This window comes from Actinomycetota bacterium (genome assembly GCA_019347575.1).
Classification (GTDB): Bacteria; Actinomycetota; Nitriliruptoria; order Nitriliruptorales; family Nitriliruptoraceae; genus JAHWKY01.
In genome coordinates this window covers 18281-34178 of record JAHWKY010000004.1, presented here as the reverse complement: position 1 = coordinate 34178, position 15898 = coordinate 18281, and the positions used below count along the sequence as shown (strand labels likewise).

Here is a 15898-nt window from a genome sequence, read left to right as displayed (position 1 = left end):
TAAGTGCTGGCTCAGCCGAGAGGGGGGCGGCCACGTGGCCGCCCCCCTCTCGTCGTTCGTACTACCTGGCTAGCTGACCGTGACCAGCGAGAACGGCTCCAGCGAGACCGGGCTCGGCTGGTAGCCGGTCACGTTCGCACGGAACGCCAACGCCGGCTGGGTGTGCACGTACGGCACGCCCGGGATGTAGTCGGCGATGAGGCGGTTCGCCTCCTCGTACAGAGCGGTGCGGGCGTCGACGTCCGTCTCCGACTCCGCCTCGTCGAGGATGTCGTGGATCGCCGCTTCCTCGAAGCCCCACTCCGGCTGGTTCGGCGTCTGGAAGAACGTCCCGAGGAAGTTGTCGGGATCGCCGAAGTCGCCGGTCCAGCCCAGCAGGTACAGCTCGTAGTCACCGGCGAACGCCTTGCCGAGGTAGTCGGGGCTCCAGGTGTCGGAGACCAGCTCGACCTCGAACGCACCCTGGGCCTCCAGGTCCGCGGCGAACGCCTCGGCGTTGGCCTGCGCGTTGGGCATGTACGGGCGTGACACGTCCGTCGGGTACGCGAACTGCAGCTGGATCGGCAGCGTGTGACCGGCCTCCTCCAGCAGCGCCACGGCACCCTCGGGGTCGAACTCGTACTGCGTCACGTCATCGGCGTAGCCGAACAGCTCCGGTGGCATGAACGCGTGCGCGACCTCGCCCTGACCGGCGTAGAAGCCGTCCACGACCGCTTGTCGGTTCACCGTCATCATGATGGCCTCCCGGACGACGCGGTCCTGGAGCGCCTCGTTGGCGGTCTGGGTGAACCCGATGTAGCCGATGTTGAACGCCGGACGCGTCAGCAGCTGCAGATCCGGGTCGCTCTCGATGGTCTCGAAGTCCTCGGGCGCAACGAGGTCGTAGCCGTCGATCTCGCCCGACTGCAGCGCCTGGAGGCGGGCGGCCCCCTCGGCGATCGGACGGAAGATCAGGGTCTCGATGTTGCCCTCGACCTCACCCCAGTAGTCGTCGAAGCGCGCCATGACCAGCCGGTCACCTCGCGTCCACGACTCGAACATGAAGGGGCCGGTCCCGACCGGGTGCTCGGTGCCGTAGGTCCCGGTGGGACGGAACAGGCCGTCGTCACCAACCTCACCCTCGTCCGCCCCGAACTCCTGGAGCGCCGTGGGACTGGCGATGGTGAAGTTCGTCAGCGCGAGCGCCGACAGGAACGACGCCGACGGGCTGGTGATGTTGAGGGTCACCGTCCCATCGCCGTTGTCGACGCAGGACTCGTACAGCGACTCCTCGGGGACACCCTCGACGTCCTGCGTCGCGAACCCACCGAAGACGGTCTGCCAGTAGTAGGTGGCATCGGGGTTCTGGAACGAGCCGGTGAAGTTGTACCAGCGGTCGAAGTTGAAGCAGACCGCGGCGGCGTTGAACTCGGTGCCGTCGTGGAACGTCACGCCCTCACGCAGCGTGAAGGTCCAGGCGAGACCGTCCTCGGACGCCTCCCACTCGGTCGCCAGCAGCGGCCGGATCTCGGTGCCGCCGGGCTCGAGCCCGACCAGGCCCTCGAACATCTGGTCGATCGCACGCAGCGTCTCGCCGTCCGAGACGAGCGCACCGTCCAGCACGACGGGATCGGCGGACGTGCCGAAGACGAGCGTGCCGTCGCCGGCAGCGGTCTCGGTCGGCTCGGCGGTCTCGGTGCCAGTGCCGGTGTCGGTTCCGGTTGGTTGCTCCGTGGTGTCGTCACCGCCGCAGGCGACGGCGAGCATCGCCACCGCCGCGAACGACGCGACGAGACGCAGGTGCCTCTTGATCCTCATGCACTTCCCCCATTCCGGGTTCGGGTGACGCGTGGGTCGCACGCGCGGTGCTACGCGAAGCCGCGTGGGGTGGCGGCCGCAAGGCAGACTAGTCGGGGTTTCTACGATAGGGGTAGTAGGAACCGTGACGCGCGCTCCGCGCGAACTCGCCGTCAGCCGGCGCGCCGCAGGTCGTCCGACTCGCCACCGTGGCTGTCGAGCTGCACCTCGCCGCTCTTGACGTTGGAGGCGTACTCGTCGACGTACTCCTGCCCCGTCAGCATCATGAGCTCGAACATCAGCTCATCCGTCGCCGAACGCAGCACGAACGGGTCGTCAGCCTTGTCGAGGTAGCGCGAGAAGTCGAGCGGACGGCCGTAGCGGATCGTCACGGGCTCGAGCCGGGGGACGTAGCTGCCGGTGGGCAACGTCCGGTCGGTGCCGATGAGCCCGACGGGCACGATCGGGACGTCCGCGGTGAGCGCCATGCGCACGGGCCCGGTCTTCCCGCGGTACAGCCGGCCATCGGGACTGCGCGTCCCCTCGGGGTAGATCCCGAGCAGATCGCCGCTGCGCAGGATGCGGATGCCGGTGTTGAGCGCGCGCTCCGACGCGTCCCCGCCCGCTCGATCCACCGGGACCACGCCGGTGCCGGCGAAGAACCACCGTGTCCGCCACGAGTCCCAGTAGTCAGCCTTGCCCAGGAAGTACACCGGCCGCGGGACGTTGAGGGGCAGGAAGATCGAGTCGATGAACGACAGGTGGTTGGCGGCCAGGATCGCCGGCTGGCGATCCGGCAGGTGCTCGAAGCCCTCGATGTGGACCTTGAAGGCCCGGTTCATGACCGGGGGGAGGACCTTCTTGAGGAACCGGTACAGGGGAGGCGCATCCCGCATCCCTGGCACGTCGGCTCCTCGCATCGACAGCGTTGACACCACGGCTTCCCGACGTCCGAGCCTACGGCGTCGGCGCCCCGGAGTCGAGGCTGCCCGACCGCCGGTTCCCACGCGTGGTGGTAGCCGTGCTCACCTGCCGCGATACTCCCATCACCGCGTGTCCGACGTGTTACGGGAAGGCGAAGCTTGAACGACGATCCCGTGGACGATCCACAGCGGCCGCTGGTGATGGAGCGCCTGCGGAACGCGGCGCCGCTGATCGTCGTGGTGGTGGCCGCGACGATCGCGATCCAGGTCGTCCCGGGTCTGTTCCGGATCCTCGTGTTCGTCGGGGCGGTGATCGTCGTCATCGCACTGCGGTCGTGGCGAGGCGATCGTGACCGCGACTACGGGCCCGGGGCTGGGTGAAGGAGCGGGACGTGCGATCTGAGACCGTCCACATGAGCGGGCACCTGATCGACAGTGGCCAGCTGCAGCTCGTCCTCGACACCATCATCGAGCACGGTGCCGACTACGAGATCGCCGACTTCGACGTCGGCAAGCGCCACGACGACGAATCACGCGTCGTGCTCTCGGTGACGGCGGCGACCGCCGAGAAGCTCGCGGACATCCTGGCCTCGATCGGGGACTTCGGGGCGGCACCTCTGGTCGACACCGACGCGAAGGTGGCGCGAGCCGACCTCGACGGCTGCTTCCCGACGGGGTTCTACTCGACCACCAACCTGCCGACTCAGGTCCGGGTCGCCGGTCGCTGGGTCGACGTCGCCCGACCCGAGATGGACTGCGGCATCGTCCTGCGCGAAGTGGACGGAACCGTCACGGCGCGCACGCGCCCCGTCGGGGACGTGCGTGTCGGCGACCGGCTGGTCGTCGGCTACCAGGGCGTCCGCGTGCGGCCCGACCGCTCGATCCCCTCCCCCGGCCAGCCTCGCGGCGTCGGCGAGACGTTCGGCTTCATGACCTCGGACGTCTCCAGCGAGAAGCCGCAGGGACTGCTCGTCCAAGGCGTCGCCGACGGCATGCGGGCGTGTCGCGACGCCAACAAGGAAGTGCTGTGGGTCGCGGGGCCAGCCCTCGTCCACACCGGGTCCATCGCGCCGATGGTGGCGCTGATCCGTGCCGGCTACGTGAACGTCGTGTTCGCCGGCAACGCCCTGCCCACCCACGACATCGAGTCCGCGATGTACGGCACGAGCCTGGGCGTGTCACAGGCTCTCGGTGTCCCCACCGAGCACGGGCACAGTCACCACATCCGCGCGGTGAACGCGGTGCGGCGTGCCGGGTCGATCGCGGCGGCGGTCGAGGACGGGGTGGTCACCAGCGGGATCATGCACGCGTGCGTGAAGCACGGTGTCGACGTCGTGCTCGCCGCCTCGCCGCGTGACGACGGTCCGCTCCCGGACGTCATCCTGGACATGATGGTCGCGCAGGCACGGATGCGCGAGCGGCTGTGGGATGCCGAGGACCGTCCACGGGTCGGTTTCTGCCTGGTCGTGGCCACGATGCTGCACGGCATCGCGACCGGGAACATGCTCCCCGCCGAGGTCCCGCTCGTGTGCGTCGATATCAACCTCGCCACCGTGACCAAGCTCGCCGACCGCGGCTCGGCGCAGGCCACGGGGGTCGTGACCGATGTGGGGCTGTTCGTCAAGGAGCTCGCCGAGGAGCTCGCGCCCACCGAGCTCGCCGAAGAGCTGCAGCGGTCGCGTGAGGTGGCCCAGATGCACGCAGCGACATACCGCGAGGGGCGCCCCGACTGACGGCGGCGACGGTCTGGACGGAGCAGCTGGAGCCAACCGCGTTCCGTCGCATGCTATCGGTCGAGCGTCTCAGGGCGGGGGGAACCATCCCGCCCGATCAGCGATGTAGAGGAAGACCCCGATCGTTACGCCGGTGCCGATGCCGGACGCCAGTGGGGAGGGGCCATGGAAAGCTACTGCGAACAGCACCGCCGCGAGCACGCCTGAGCCAGTGCCGAGGAGCACCGCGCCCCGGACCGGGTGCTCGGCGAAACCACCGTTCCAAGCGTCGCCTGCTCACGAGTAGTTGCCGAGCGCCCCGCGGAGGAAGTCGAGCTCGAGGCGGAGCAGGTTCTCGCTGATGACGGTCTGCGGCGTCATGTGGGTCACACCGCTGAGCGGGAGGAAGGCGTGGGGCCGCCCCGCGGCCAGCAGGGCGTGCGACAGCCGCAGGCTGTGTGCCGCGACGACGTTGTCGTCGGCGAGTCCGTGGACGATGAGCAGGGCCGGGTGGCGGTCGTGGGGAGGCTCGGAGGCGTCCACGAGCTGGCCGTGCTCGTCCACCAGCGAACTGCGCCGGTACGCGTCGGGGTCCGCGTCGGGCAGCCCGAGGTAGCGCTCGGTGTAGTGGGTGTCGTACAGCCGCCAGTCGGCCACCGGGGCCCCGGCGACGGCCGCGTGGAAGACATCGGGGCGTCGGATGACCGCGAGCGCCGCGAGGAAGCCGCCGAACGACCAGCCGCGGATCCCCACGCGTCCGAGGTCGAGGCGCCGCTCGATCGCCGCGGCCTCGCGCAGCGCGATCACCTGGTCCTCGAGCACGGGCTGCGCCAGGTCCCGGTGGACCGCGCGCTCCCACGCCGGCCCGCGTCCGGGTGTACCGCGGCCGTCGACCACGAGCACCGCGAAGCCCTGATCGGCGAACCACTGCGACACGAGGTGATGGTCGCGGGCGTGCAGGACGCGTTGGGCGTGCGGACCGCCGTACGGCGACACCAGGACCGGCAGCGTCCCGCCCTCGTCGTGCGTCGGAAGCAGCAGTGCCGCCCGCAACGATGACGTGCCGAGGTCGAGGAAGCGCGGGGCGGGGCTGACGACGGGGTCCTCCCCCATCGAGGCGATGGTCGCCACGTCGGTGCCCGCGCGTTGGACCGTCACGGTCGGCGGCTGCTCCAGGGTCGCGGCGACGGTCACCGTCACGTCACCCTCGACCGCGGCACCGTGGACGCCCGGGGCGGTCACGTGGCGTTCGGGGACACCGTCCCGTGTCACCCGGTAGACGCCGACGTCGAGCGGATCGGTGCTCGCGCTGACCCAGGCGGCGTCGTCATCCGCGTGCAGGATCGCGCGCACCTGCATGCCCGGCGGCGTGACCGGTTCGCCGTCGAGGTGGAGCCGGGACGTGTCCACGTCGGCATCGACCTCGACGGTGAGCAGGCCGCCATCGAGCCAGGCCGGAGCGCCCGGTACGAGGTCGACCCACCGCCGGTCGGTAATCTCCCGGACCGGCTCGGTGGCTCCGTCCTGAGGGTCCACCTTCACCACCACGAGGCGACGCTGGTCGCGGGACTGCACCGATAGCGTCGGTGGCGCCGATCGGTCCCACGCCACGGTGGCGAGGTAGGGCAGGTCCTGACGGTCCCAGGTCACCTGCCTCCGGCTGCCATCGAGCCCGACGAGCCACAGCGTGACATCGGCGTTGGACGAACCCGCGTGTGGGTAACGGACAGATGAGGGCGGCAGCTCGGGGCGCGCGGGGTCGGCGATGGTCCAGCTCGCCACGTGGCCGACGTCCACGCGTGCCACGAGGAGCCGCTCTCCGTCCGGGCTCCACCAGAAGCCGCGCGTCCTGCCCATCTCCTCGGCAGCGACGAACTCGGCCTCGCCCCAGGACACGTCGTCGCCGCCCTCGTCCACCAGCGTCCGCACCTCGTCACCGTCGAGCACGTGCAGCGTTCCTCCGTGGACGAACGCGACCCGTCTTCCGGCGGGGTCCGGGCGGGCATCGAACGCCCCGTCCGGCAGCGGCATCTCGACGACCGCGCCATCGGCCGTGTCGACGCGGAACGTGCGACCGTCGAGGGCGAACAGCGCGACGGTCACGTCCCGGTCGCTCGCGTACCGGACGATCCCGGCCGACATCTCGCGCGCCCGCTCCCGCCGCGACCTCTCCTCAGGTGGCAGCTCCGCATCCTCGTCGCCGGCGGGCAGCGAGCGCGGATCGACGAGGCAGGTCTCGCTCACATCCTCGAGGTCCAGGTGCCAGAGGCTGTTCACGGGGTCGTCACCACGCGACGAGCGGAGGAAGAGCACGTGACGCCCGCTCGGCGCGACGGTGAACGACCTCGGACGGCCCGCCGTGAACCGGCGCGTCTGCGCGAGCTGGCGCGGGAAGTCGGACGAGTTCACGCGGCGGACTCCGCCGTACGCCTGAGATGATCCTCGTCGTCGTCACGACCGGCGAACTCGACGCACACGGGACGGTGGTGGCTCGCGACGTCGACGGGCGCGGCGCTGGGGACCCAGCACCGCGATACCTCCAGCTCGCGTCCCACGTACACGATGTCGCGTCGAGCGCTGGGTTCGGGGTTGGGGTAGGTCTCGCCGCGGCCCTCGCCGGCCACCGCGAACGCGTCCTGGAGAACCTCGGCGAACCGTTGCGCCGCACCTCCCGCAGGCGTCTCGTTGAGATCGGCCGCGACCAGGATCGGCGCTTCCACCTTGGCGAGGACGGTCTCGACCTCGGCCGCGTTCGTGATCCGCACCTCGGGCCTCAAGCCGAACTGGACCGCCATCACGGCGAAACGCAGCGACCCCAGACCCAGGATCGCCAGTGCCGCCGCACGCTTCGGGGCACCCTCGGGCGCGGAGAGTTCGTGCTTGGATCGGCTCAGCACGCGGACCCGCTCGCCCGCGAGGATGGCCACCGTGCTTCGACGTCGCCCCACCCGTGTGGCGACGTGCAGACCGCTCCGACTCGCGATGCGGCGCACCGCCCGGGACGATCCCACCTCGGTCAGGCACACCACGTCGGGTCGCAGCCCGCGGATCACCGCACCGAGCGCGTCCACGTCGACCGCGCCGCTGGTGTTGTAGTTGACCAACCGGATCACGCTCGCGGCTCTCCTGTTGCCGTCGGTCCCGGCTCCCCAGCGGATCGACGGTAGTCGCCGCTGGCCGGACCCGGTACCAGCCGGGTGCCCGCCGTACCTGCCAGGCCGGCAGCGGCCTCTCCCAAGCGGCAGATCACCGCGCCCCGCCCCTCCTCCACGACCCGGGCGGCCGCCAACAGCTTGGGCGCCATGCTGCCCGCCGCAGCCTCCCCTGACACGACGAGGTCACGCGCGTCTCCGACGGTCAAGCGCGCGAGCGGCCGAGCGTCTGGCGTCCCGTAGCCGACGTGTACCGCGTCGACATCGGTCAGGATGAGCAGGGTTTCCGCGTCGAGGTCAGAGCAGAGCAGCGCCGACGTCGTGTCCTTGTCCACGACCGCCTCGACCCCGCGCAGGCGCTCGCCCGCCGCCACGACCGGGACGCCGCCGCCACCTGCACAGATCGGGACGATCCCCTCGGCGACGATGGCCCGGAGGGCATCGCGTTCGACGATCTCCTGCGGTCGTGGGCTCGGTACGACCCGGCGCCAGCGACCGTTGCTCGTGCGCGCCCAGCTGTCGCTGCCTCCGGGACGCTCTTCGTACCGGGGCCCGATCGGCTTGGTGGGACGGCTGAACGCCGGGTCGTCGACGGCTACGACGACCTGCGTCACCACCGCCACGACCCCGCGCCCGTCGCCGCGACCGCGCAGTTCGGTGATCAGGGTCTGCTGCAGCCGGTAGCCGAGTTGCGCCTGGGTCATCGCCACGAGCACGTCGAGTCGCAGCGGACGCGCCCGACCGCCGCCGATCCGAGCCTCCTGGTCCAGCAGTAGCTCACCGACCTGAGGCCCGTTGCCGTGCGTGACGATGACCTCGTGACCGGCCAGGCACAGGTCACCGAGCTGCTGGGCGGTGCGGGTGATGCGTGCGCGTTCGCCGGCGCGCGTGTTGGCGTCGAGCGCGTTGCCGCCCAGGGCGACGACGAGCCTCACGGGCCCTCCCGCTCGACGGCCACGAGCGCCGCGCCGAGCATGCCCGCGTCGTCACCGAGCTGCGCCAGGACGATCGAAGGCGGCTTGCGCCGGGGCGTGCCGATCACGCGTGCGGACATCGACGCCGTTGCCGCCGGCAGCACGTATCCGGCGGTGTGGGAGGCGGCCCCTCCCCCGATGACGACGACCTCGGGGTCGAGGGCGTTCACGAGGCCGGCGAGGCCCACACCCAGCCAGTGCCCCATCTCGGTCAGCACGTCGCGGGCCACCTGATCGCCAGCCTGGGCCGCAGCGCTGACGGCCTTGCCGTCGATGGGGTCGACATCCGCGAGCGTCGTCGAGACGCCAGACTCGACGCGTTCGCGACCCAGCACTCCGATCGCCGTGCCCGATGCGTAGGCCTCGAGGCAACCGAGGTTCCCACAGGGACAGCGCCGACCACCTTCGTGCACGATGAGGTGTCCGAGTTCGGTCGCGAAGCCGTTCGCCCCCTCGACGACCGAGCCATCCACGACCAGTCCGCCCCCGACGCCGGTGCCGAGCGTGAGCAGCACCACGTCGCGCGACCCCGCCGCCGCGCCGAGCCGACTCTCGGCGACGACGGCGGCGCTGGCGTCGTTCAGGACCACGGGCCGGCGGCCCAATCGCTCCTCGAGCGCCGGCCCCATCGGCAGATCGACCAGATCGAGGTTGGGCGCGTAGACGAGCACTCCCCCGCGGTCCACGATGCCCGCCACGCCGATCCCCACCGGCGCCCCCGGACCGAGCTCCTCGGCGAGCGCAGCGATCAGATCGAGGAGCGCCTCGGCATCACCCGCCGGGCTGACGCGCCGTGCTCGCTCGACGATGCTGCCGTCGTGGGCGATCGCCGCCGCGACCAGCTTGGTACCGCCGACGTCGATGCCGACGGCCTGGATCGGCGTGGCGTTCACTCCTCGTCGAGCGGGACGTGCTGCAGCCCGGTGTGACGGTCCCAGCCTCGTGCCTGCGCATCGAGGACCGCCTTCGCCGCCAACGTCACCTGCCGGGCAGCCTCGGCCAGGTGGTGCACGAGATCGGGCCTGACCTCACCGGCGACCCGCAGGAACGAGCAGACGGGGCAGACCTGGCACGCATCGACGTGCACATGTTCGTGCGCGTCGCCACCACCGTGGTCGCCGTCCTGAGACGCGGTGTCGGGCGCGTGTGGTCGATCGCCAGACGCTGCGGCCCCGTCGCTCGCGCCGGCCGGCGGGCTCGCCCACCAGGGTCGGCGGGGCCCACCGTCCGGAGCGGAGGCGGAGCTCACGACGACACCGTGGTAGCCGGCACGGCGAAGCGGACCTCGAGGACGCCGTCGGTGAGGCGGGCCCCGCTCACCTCGCAACGGTGGAGGGTGCTGGGCAGGGGCACGGTGCGCTTCGAACCCGCGACCTTGACGTACAGGTCGTGGCCGCGGCGGTAGAGGTCCACGTCCTCCCGCCCCGCGAAGGGCAACCGCAGGCGCAGCAGGTACCCACCGTCGCGGCGTTCGAGCTCCATCGGATTCGACCGCTGCAGGATCGAGGCCTCGTCGCGGTCCCCGTACACCGCGTCGCCGAGAGCTCGCAGGGCACCGACACCGATGAGTTCGTCCGCGAACAGGGGCGCGGTGAGGACCGGCGTCGGCTCGAACGAGCTCCGGACGGTGGTGAGGTGCTCCGCCTGGACGTCCTTCCAGCGCTGCAGGTAGGGGTCGGTCACGTCGTCGGGGAAGAGACGGTTCACCACGACCGCGTCGGTCGCGTAGCCGAACAACGACAGCGAGGTGGCGGTGCGGAGGGCTTCGGCGATGACCATCCGCTCGGCGTTCACGACCAGCCGCACCGTGGCGACCGTGCTGTCCTGCAGCAGCGCGTGCACGTCGGCGAGATCCTCGTGGACCCGCTCGGCCACGCTGAAGACGCCGTCCTCCGGCAGGGGCATCGCGGTGACGCGCGACGCGAGCGGCCTGACGGCCCGCGCCAGGCGCCGGCTGGGCTGCAGCATCCGGTCGACGTACCAGCGCAGAGCGTCGGGGAGAGCGAGCAGACGGAGCGTCTCGGCGGTCGGGGCGCAGTCGACCACGACGAGGTCGTAGTCCCCCGACTCGGCGTGGCGCCGGAGGTCGATGAGGCTGAAGATCTCGTCCAGACCGGGCAGCAGGACCAGCTCCTCGGCCTGCACGTCGCCGATGCCACCCCAGGAGAGCAGCTCGACGAGGTAGTCGCGCACGTCACGCCAGTGCTGCTCGAGCCGGGTCTGGGCGTCGATCTGCTGTGCATCGAGGCGGGTCGCGACCGGGGTCGGACGGTCGCCGAGCACAACATCGAAGGCATCAGCGAGCGAGTGCGCGGGATCGGTCGAGGTCACGAGCGTGCGCAGTCCACGATCGGCCGCGCGGACCGCGGTCGCCGCTGCGACGCTGGTCTTGCCGACGCCGCCCTTGCCCGTGAACAGCTGGATACGCAAGAGGGTGGACCCTGCCGGTCGGGAGGTCGGACGTGAGACACGCGAGGCTAGCGGAGGCCCGTCGGACACGGGAAGCGGGGGGCGGGTCAGCCCGGGACGTCGACGGTGGTCTCGCTGCCACCGACACTGAGGGACGTGGCCAGGAACGTCACCATCAGCAGCCCCACGACGCCTACGACCACCCACATGAACACCCTCGGGACGAGGACCACGTCCTCGCCCGTCCGGGTGATCGCCTGGGCGTCGAGGACCGAACCGACCCAGATGATCAGCGCCCCGAGGAAGAGCGGCAGGCTGGCCGTGATCGCCTGGCCGCTGCCGGCCGCTTCGCGCGCCAGCAGCACGCCCCCTACCACCCACGAGACGAAGAACAGCGCGCGGAGGACGCCGGTGGCGGTGCGCTTGGCGAGGATGTGCGCCAGGCCCGGCAGCGCGACTGAGGCCGCCAGGGCGACGCCCTCGGACAGCTCCACCGGCTGCGGTCCCTCCGGCTCGTCCGCACGGAGGGTCCGCGCGAACGCCGCCCCGCACACCGTGCAGCTGGTCACCTCCAGCGGGTTCCACGTGTCGCAGGCAGCGCAGCGCCAGTCGATCCCCTGGTCCGTCCGGCGGAACCGGGCCGAGCCCTCGACGGCGCCTTCGGACCGCACGGACGGCGCGGCGCCGACCGCGGCGGGCACGGGGCGATCGTGCTCCTCGACCGGCGGCGGAGGTGTGGGCTGCGGAGTCGGAGTGCGCAGGTCGGTGAAGCACTGGCTGCACCACTCGGCGCCATCGGGGTTGCGGGCGTTGCACGCCGGGCACCTCACGCGGGGCGCCCCGCTTCGGTCCTCACGAGCGACTGTACGTGGTCCTTGAACCCCCACAGGCCACGGCGCAACGCGCGGCGGTAGGCCGCGAGGACCTTCAAGGGCTGTCTGCGTTCGCTGTGCCCGACGAACCAGTGGTGCACGACCGTGCCGCCCCAGCCGGCTTCGAGCCACCACTGACCGTGGCCGACGAGCGCGCCGCGGTACTCGAAGGAGAACCGGTCGTGGTGCTGCCACGAGTGCGGGCGGATCTCGAGTCGCAGCGAGCCCAGCGCGGTCCGACGCCGCAGCGTGAGGTCGAACCGCTCGGCCTCCCCTGGGGCTGATCGGGGCTCGACCTTCAACCCCGGCCACCACTCCTCCCACGCCGCGATGTCGGTGATGCGCCGGTACACCAGCGGTACCGGGGCGCGAACGAAACCGTCGTCGTCGAGGTGCAGGTCGGAACGGGGAGGGTCGGTGGACTGGTGGGCGGTGTCGTGCGGATCCATCGCCACGAGCGTACCGGTAGCCTCGTTCGACACCGGCGGTGGGGAGACCGCTGGGGAGAGGGACGGCGACGTGCGGCCCTTGGCCACTTTGGCAGCGCTACTGCTGATCGTGCAGCTGAGCGTGCTCGATGCACGGCTCCGTGACCGCCCCGACCAGGATGGGTCCGGCGCGTCGACCGCCGCTCCGCCCGTCACCCAGGTGTCAGCCGACGACCTCTCCCGCTGGCCGGAGCCGCCGACCGCGGCTCCCCGTTGGGCGGACGCCTCGACCGAGACGCCCGACTCGACGGAGACCGCCGAGCCGGGTGACCTCCGCGTCACGACACCTGACGACGCCGGCGCCGACGCGACCGCGCCGGCCGTGCGTCGTCCGCCTCCCCCGCCGCCTGCCATGGCGCCCGACCAGGCCGCGCAGCCACCACCCCCGCCGCCGGACCCCGCACAGGCGCGCTTCGAGCGGATCTTCCCGGCGCAGGCCGCAGCGGTGCAGGACCTCTCGGATCCCGCGACCACCCGGTGGGCGTTGCTGATCGGGATCAACGAGCACTCGGGTCGGACCCGGGACAACCTCACGTCACGCCAGGACGCCGAGGATCTGCGCGCCCACCTGCTCGCGCTCGGGTGGCGCGATGACCACATCGTGCTCGTGACCGACCACGTCGCCACGCGGGAGAACTTCGAGCAGGGGATCGCGTGGCTAGCTCGCAAGACCGACGGTGACTCGGTCGCGGTGTTCCACTACGCCGGCCACACCAAGCAGTGGCACGGTGTGGACGTCGACGGCGACGGCGAGATCCCCGACGAGGGGCTGTGGCCGACCGACAACGACCGCATGGTGGACAGCGAGTTCGTCGCCCGGATGGCGGCGGTACGGGCGGGGACGCTGTGGGTGAACCTGGTCGCGTGTGAGGCCGCGGGGTTCGCCGATCCCGGGCTACGCCAGCCAGGCCGGCTGCTGACGTTCTCCTCCGCGGAGCACCAGAAATCGTACGAGGACCCCTCCACGGGCAACACCGTCTACGGCTACTACCTGTTCGAGGCATTGGCCGGGTACGGCGATGGCAACGGCGATGGTGAGGTCACGGTCGAGGAGGCGTTCCACTACGCGGGGCCGCGCGCGCACACGCGCACGGAGCGCCAGTCCCACGGTCCTCAGACCGCCGTCGTGATGGACGACCTCGCTGGCGAGCTGTCGCTGAGGATCCCCCCGCCGCCGCCGCCGCCGCCGCCACCCCCGCCCCCTTCCTCGGAGCCCGAACCGGAACCGGATGGACCCCGTCCATCACCCCAGCCGAACCCCTGCACGCTGCCCGACCCCTTCTGCGATCGCTGAGACCCAGAGCCTGACACGGACGTCAGCTAGCCTCCGGGCCCCGCCCGACCGGAGCGTCCGTGACCGCCGACGACATCAGCATCCCGACCGGCAAGTCGAGCCTAACGCTCGACGAGCTGGGGATGACGTTGCCGGGTACCGCCCGCCTCATGGCCGAGGTCGGGCCGCGGATCGGTGGGTCGTGGCACGCGGCCCAGGCGGGGAACTGGGACCTCACCCGGTACCTGTTCCGCTCGGGCTTGAAGGTGCTCCGCACGGTGCCGATCGTGCGGCCGAAGTACCAGGAGTCCATCACGGCGTTCATCGACGCGGACTGCCGACCCGTCCTCGCGGCCCTCGAGGCCGGCGACCTCGAGGCGTTCAACACCGCGTTCGACGCCATGGTCGAGGCCGCGAACCGCTACCACGTGGAGTTCGACAAAGCCTTCATCGTCTGGCGCATCCCCACCGACCCCCCACCCGACCTCGTCCTGGAACCCCCCGCCTAGGAGACCCGCTTCACGAAGTCGAGTATCGCCTGCTCCAACAGGTCGCGGTCCCAGTCGAGGGTGGCGACGTGATAGCTGCGGGCCAGCTCGAGCTCGGTGACGTCGGCCCTCGATGCGAGCCGCTTGATGGCCAGGGAGTTCTTCGCTGGGACCGTGTGGTCCTGGGGCGAGTACGCGACGAGGATCGGCATCTCGAGGTCCATGAGCTGCGCCCGGATCCGCGGGAGCTCGACCACGAGGGAGCGCGCTGCCTTGCTGGGCACCATCGCGTACGCGCGCTCGTCCCCACCCGGCTTGGCGATGTCGTCGGAAGGCAGGCCCGCCAGGTCACGCTTCACGGCTGGGACGACGTGCTGCAGGATGGGGCTCAGCTTGGCGAGGAACTGATCGGGGTCGAGCAGCTGCGCGTTGATCGCCACGACACCAGCGATACCCTCGGGCTTGCGTGACGCGATGTCGAGGGCGATCGTCCCACCCATCGACAGTCCAACGAGGACCACTCGGTCGCAGCGACCCTTGAGCTCATCGGTCACGCGCTCGGCTTCGCCGCGCCAGTCGAGGTAGCGCGTCGCGGCCATGTCCTTCCAGTGCGTGCCGTGACCGGGTAGGCGGACGACCTCGATGGCGTACCCATCGTCGGCGAGCAGCTCGCCGATGGGTCGGGTCGAGTGGGGGTTGCCGGTGAGCCCGTGGACCACGACCACGCCGGTCTGCGCGGTGTCGCCCTTGCCAGGCGAGGACCACGCCTCGGCACCGTCCATGACGGGGTAGGTCATCGTCGACACACGAGCTCCTGCCGGTCGGCGCGGCGCAGGCTAGCCACTGAGCGGGACGCCTCGATCCGCGCCCAGAGGGTGCTCGCCCGTAGGAGGCGTCCGCACGCGGCCCCACCGGCCGACGGCGAGAACGACGACGAACGCCCCGAGCGCGAGCAACGTCGCGGCCACGATCGCGTCGCCAGGAGCCTCGATGCGGGTGTCGCCGACCCCGGAGGTCGCTGGCCACGGCCAGAGGACCCGCAGCGACCCGGCCATGAGGCCGATGAGAGCGGCGATCACCGTGTCACGGTGGTTGTCGATGAGCCACGACAAGCCGGTCGAGAACAGCGCGAGTCCGGTGACCGCCCCGAGCGCCACTGCGGCGAGGTCGAGCACCCGACGTTCGTGGACCAGGTCGAGGACGTGGTCGTAGAGCCCGATCATCAGCAGGATGAAACTGCCCGAGATCCCAGGCAGGATCATGGCGCAGATGGCCACCGCACCGGCGCCCACGAGGGCGACCACGGCGGCCTCGTCGTGCGATGAACCGCGCAGACCCAGCACGAAGAACGTGAGCACAGCCACACCGACGAGGACGGCTCCGCGCGTCGCGTCCCAACGGCGCACGTCCGGCAACGTGACCACGATCGATCCTGCCACGAGGCCGGCGAAGAACCCCGACATGGCTACGGGGTGCTCGTCGAGCAGCGTCCCGAGCAGGCCAGCAAGCGTCACGATGGCGGCGAGGATCCCACCGAGCAGTGGCAGCAGGAAGCGCCAGTCGATGGCGCGGAACCGCGCGACACCCTCGCGGACCTGACCACGCAGCAGCGTCCCGAGCATCACCGCGCCGTCGCGGACGGTGTCGACGAGGCGTTCGTAGATGCCGAGCACCAGTGCGACCGTCCCGCCCGACACGCCCGGCACGAGATCGGCGCTGCCCATGGCGAAGCCGCGCACCAGCTGCCCGGCGATACCGAGCGGCGGCCGGGGCTCGGTGTCGGCGGTGTCGTCCCGGGTGGTCACGGCGTCGACGAGAGGATCTCCAGGAG

16 protein-coding genes are annotated in these 15898 nt (G+C 71.1%); 4 read left to right on the top strand and 12 right to left on the bottom strand.

Going from position 1 to position 15898, the window contains the following annotated elements; all coding sequences use genetic code 11:
* Nucleotides 1-69: 69 nt before the first annotated feature.
* Together KY469_03440 and KY469_03435 are read right to left on the bottom strand one after the other, a co-directional pair.
* Nucleotides 70-1797, bottom strand: coding sequence for an ABC transporter substrate-binding protein (locus KY469_03440; GenBank protein ID MBW3662131.1), 1728 nt, complete (start codon nt 1795-1797; stop codon nt 70-72).
* 152 nt (nt 1798-1949) lie between these two features.
* Complete coding sequence (locus tag KY469_03435) at nt 1950-2672, bottom strand: 1-acyl-sn-glycerol-3-phosphate acyltransferase (GenBank protein MBW3662130.1); 723 nt, start codon at nt 2670-2672, stop codon at nt 1950-1952.
* Nucleotides 2673-2873: 201 nt separating this feature from the next.
* Here KY469_03435 and KY469_03430 point away from each other — a divergent pair, with 201 nt between their 5' ends.
* Nucleotides 2874-3080 (top strand): hypothetical protein, encoded by a 207-nt coding sequence (locus tag KY469_03430; GenBank protein MBW3662129.1) that lies wholly within the window; start codon nt 2874-2876, stop codon nt 3078-3080.
* 32 nt (nt 3081-3112) lie between these two features.
* Nucleotides 3113-4432 carry a TIGR00300 family protein gene (locus KY469_03425; GenBank protein ID MBW3662128.1) on the top strand — a complete coding sequence of 440 codons (1320 nt, stop codon included), beginning with the start codon at nt 3113-3115 and terminating at the stop codon, nt 4430-4432.
* A gap of 276 nt (nt 4433-4708) precedes the next feature.
* On the opposite strand, the gene KY469_03420 is transcribed toward KY469_03425, so the two are convergent.
* The 8 genes from KY469_03420 to KY469_03385 form a co-directional block, all read right to left on the bottom strand.
* Entirely contained in the window at nt 4709-6820 is a 2112-nt protein-coding gene (locus KY469_03420; protein ID MBW3662127.1) for a prolyl oligopeptidase family serine peptidase, read from the bottom strand.
* The gene (locus KY469_03415) at nt 6817-7524 is read right to left on the bottom strand and encodes a hypothetical protein (protein MBW3662126.1); all 708 of its coding nucleotides are present in this window, start codon (nt 7522-7524) and stop codon (nt 6817-6819) included. The genes KY469_03420 and KY469_03415 overlap by 4 nt, the downstream gene beginning before the upstream one ends.
* Entirely contained in the window at nt 7521-8498 is a 978-nt protein-coding gene (locus KY469_03410; protein MBW3662125.1) for a carbamate kinase, read from the bottom strand. The genes KY469_03415 and KY469_03410 overlap by 4 nt, the downstream gene beginning before the upstream one ends.
* A complete protein-coding gene (locus KY469_03405; GenBank protein ID MBW3662124.1) occupies nt 8495-9430 on the bottom strand; it encodes an ROK family protein in 936 nt (311 codons plus the stop codon). The genes KY469_03410 and KY469_03405 overlap by 4 nt, the downstream gene beginning before the upstream one ends.
* Complete coding sequence (locus tag KY469_03400; protein ID MBW3662123.1) at nt 9427-9786, bottom strand: hypothetical protein; 360 nt, start codon at nt 9784-9786, stop codon at nt 9427-9429. Before KY469_03400 ends, KY469_03405 begins: the two co-directional genes overlap by 4 nt.
* A complete protein-coding gene (locus KY469_03395) occupies nt 9783-10967 on the bottom strand; it encodes an ArsA family ATPase (protein MBW3662122.1) in 1185 nt (394 codons plus the stop codon). The genes KY469_03400 and KY469_03395 overlap by 4 nt, the downstream gene beginning before the upstream one ends.
* 86 nt (nt 10968-11053) lie before the next feature.
* Entirely contained in the window at nt 11054-11776 is a 723-nt protein-coding gene (locus KY469_03390) for a zinc ribbon domain-containing protein (GenBank protein MBW3662121.1), read from the bottom strand.
* The gene (locus KY469_03385) at nt 11773-12273 is read right to left on the bottom strand and encodes a hypothetical protein (GenBank protein MBW3662120.1); all 501 of its coding nucleotides are present in this window, start codon (nt 12271-12273) and stop codon (nt 11773-11775) included. The genes KY469_03390 and KY469_03385 overlap by 4 nt, the downstream gene beginning before the upstream one ends.
* 73 nt (nt 12274-12346) lie before the next feature.
* Here KY469_03385 and KY469_03380 point away from each other — a divergent pair, with 73 nt between their 5' ends.
* Together KY469_03380 and KY469_03375 are read left to right on the top strand one after the other, a co-directional pair.
* Nucleotides 12347-13600 carry a caspase family protein gene (locus KY469_03380; protein MBW3662119.1) on the top strand — a complete coding sequence of 418 codons (1254 nt, stop codon included), beginning with the start codon at nt 12347-12349 and terminating at the stop codon, nt 13598-13600.
* Nucleotides 13601-13659: 59 nt separating this feature from the next.
* Entirely contained in the window at nt 13660-14088 is a 429-nt protein-coding gene (locus KY469_03375) for a hypothetical protein (GenBank protein MBW3662118.1), read from the top strand.
* Here KY469_03375 and KY469_03370 read toward each other — a convergent pair.
* Both KY469_03370 and KY469_03365 read right to left on the bottom strand, forming a co-directional pair.
* Entirely contained in the window at nt 14085-14873 is a 789-nt protein-coding gene (locus tag KY469_03370; GenBank protein ID MBW3662117.1) for an alpha/beta fold hydrolase, read from the bottom strand. The genes KY469_03375 and KY469_03370 overlap by 4 nt on opposite strands.
* A 30-nt stretch (nt 14874-14903) precedes the next feature.
* Entirely contained in the window at nt 14904-15872 is a 969-nt protein-coding gene (locus KY469_03365; protein MBW3662116.1) for a DUF368 domain-containing protein, read from the bottom strand.
* Nucleotides 15873-15898: the final 26 nt, after the last annotated feature.

Excerpts from the sequence above, each read along its gene's own strand:
- KY469_03440 (MBW3662131.1), bottom strand. The coding sequence starts at position 1,797 with ATGAGGATCAAGAGGCACCTGCGTCTCGTCGCGTCGTTCGCGGCGGTG.
- KY469_03435 (MBW3662130.1), bottom strand. The coding sequence starts at position 2,672 with ATGCGGGATGCGCCTCCCCTGTACCGGTTCCTCAAGAAGGTCCTCCCC.
- KY469_03425 (MBW3662128.1), top strand. The coding sequence starts at position 3,113 with ATGAGCGGGCACCTGATCGACAGTGGCCAGCTGCAGCTCGTCCTCGAC.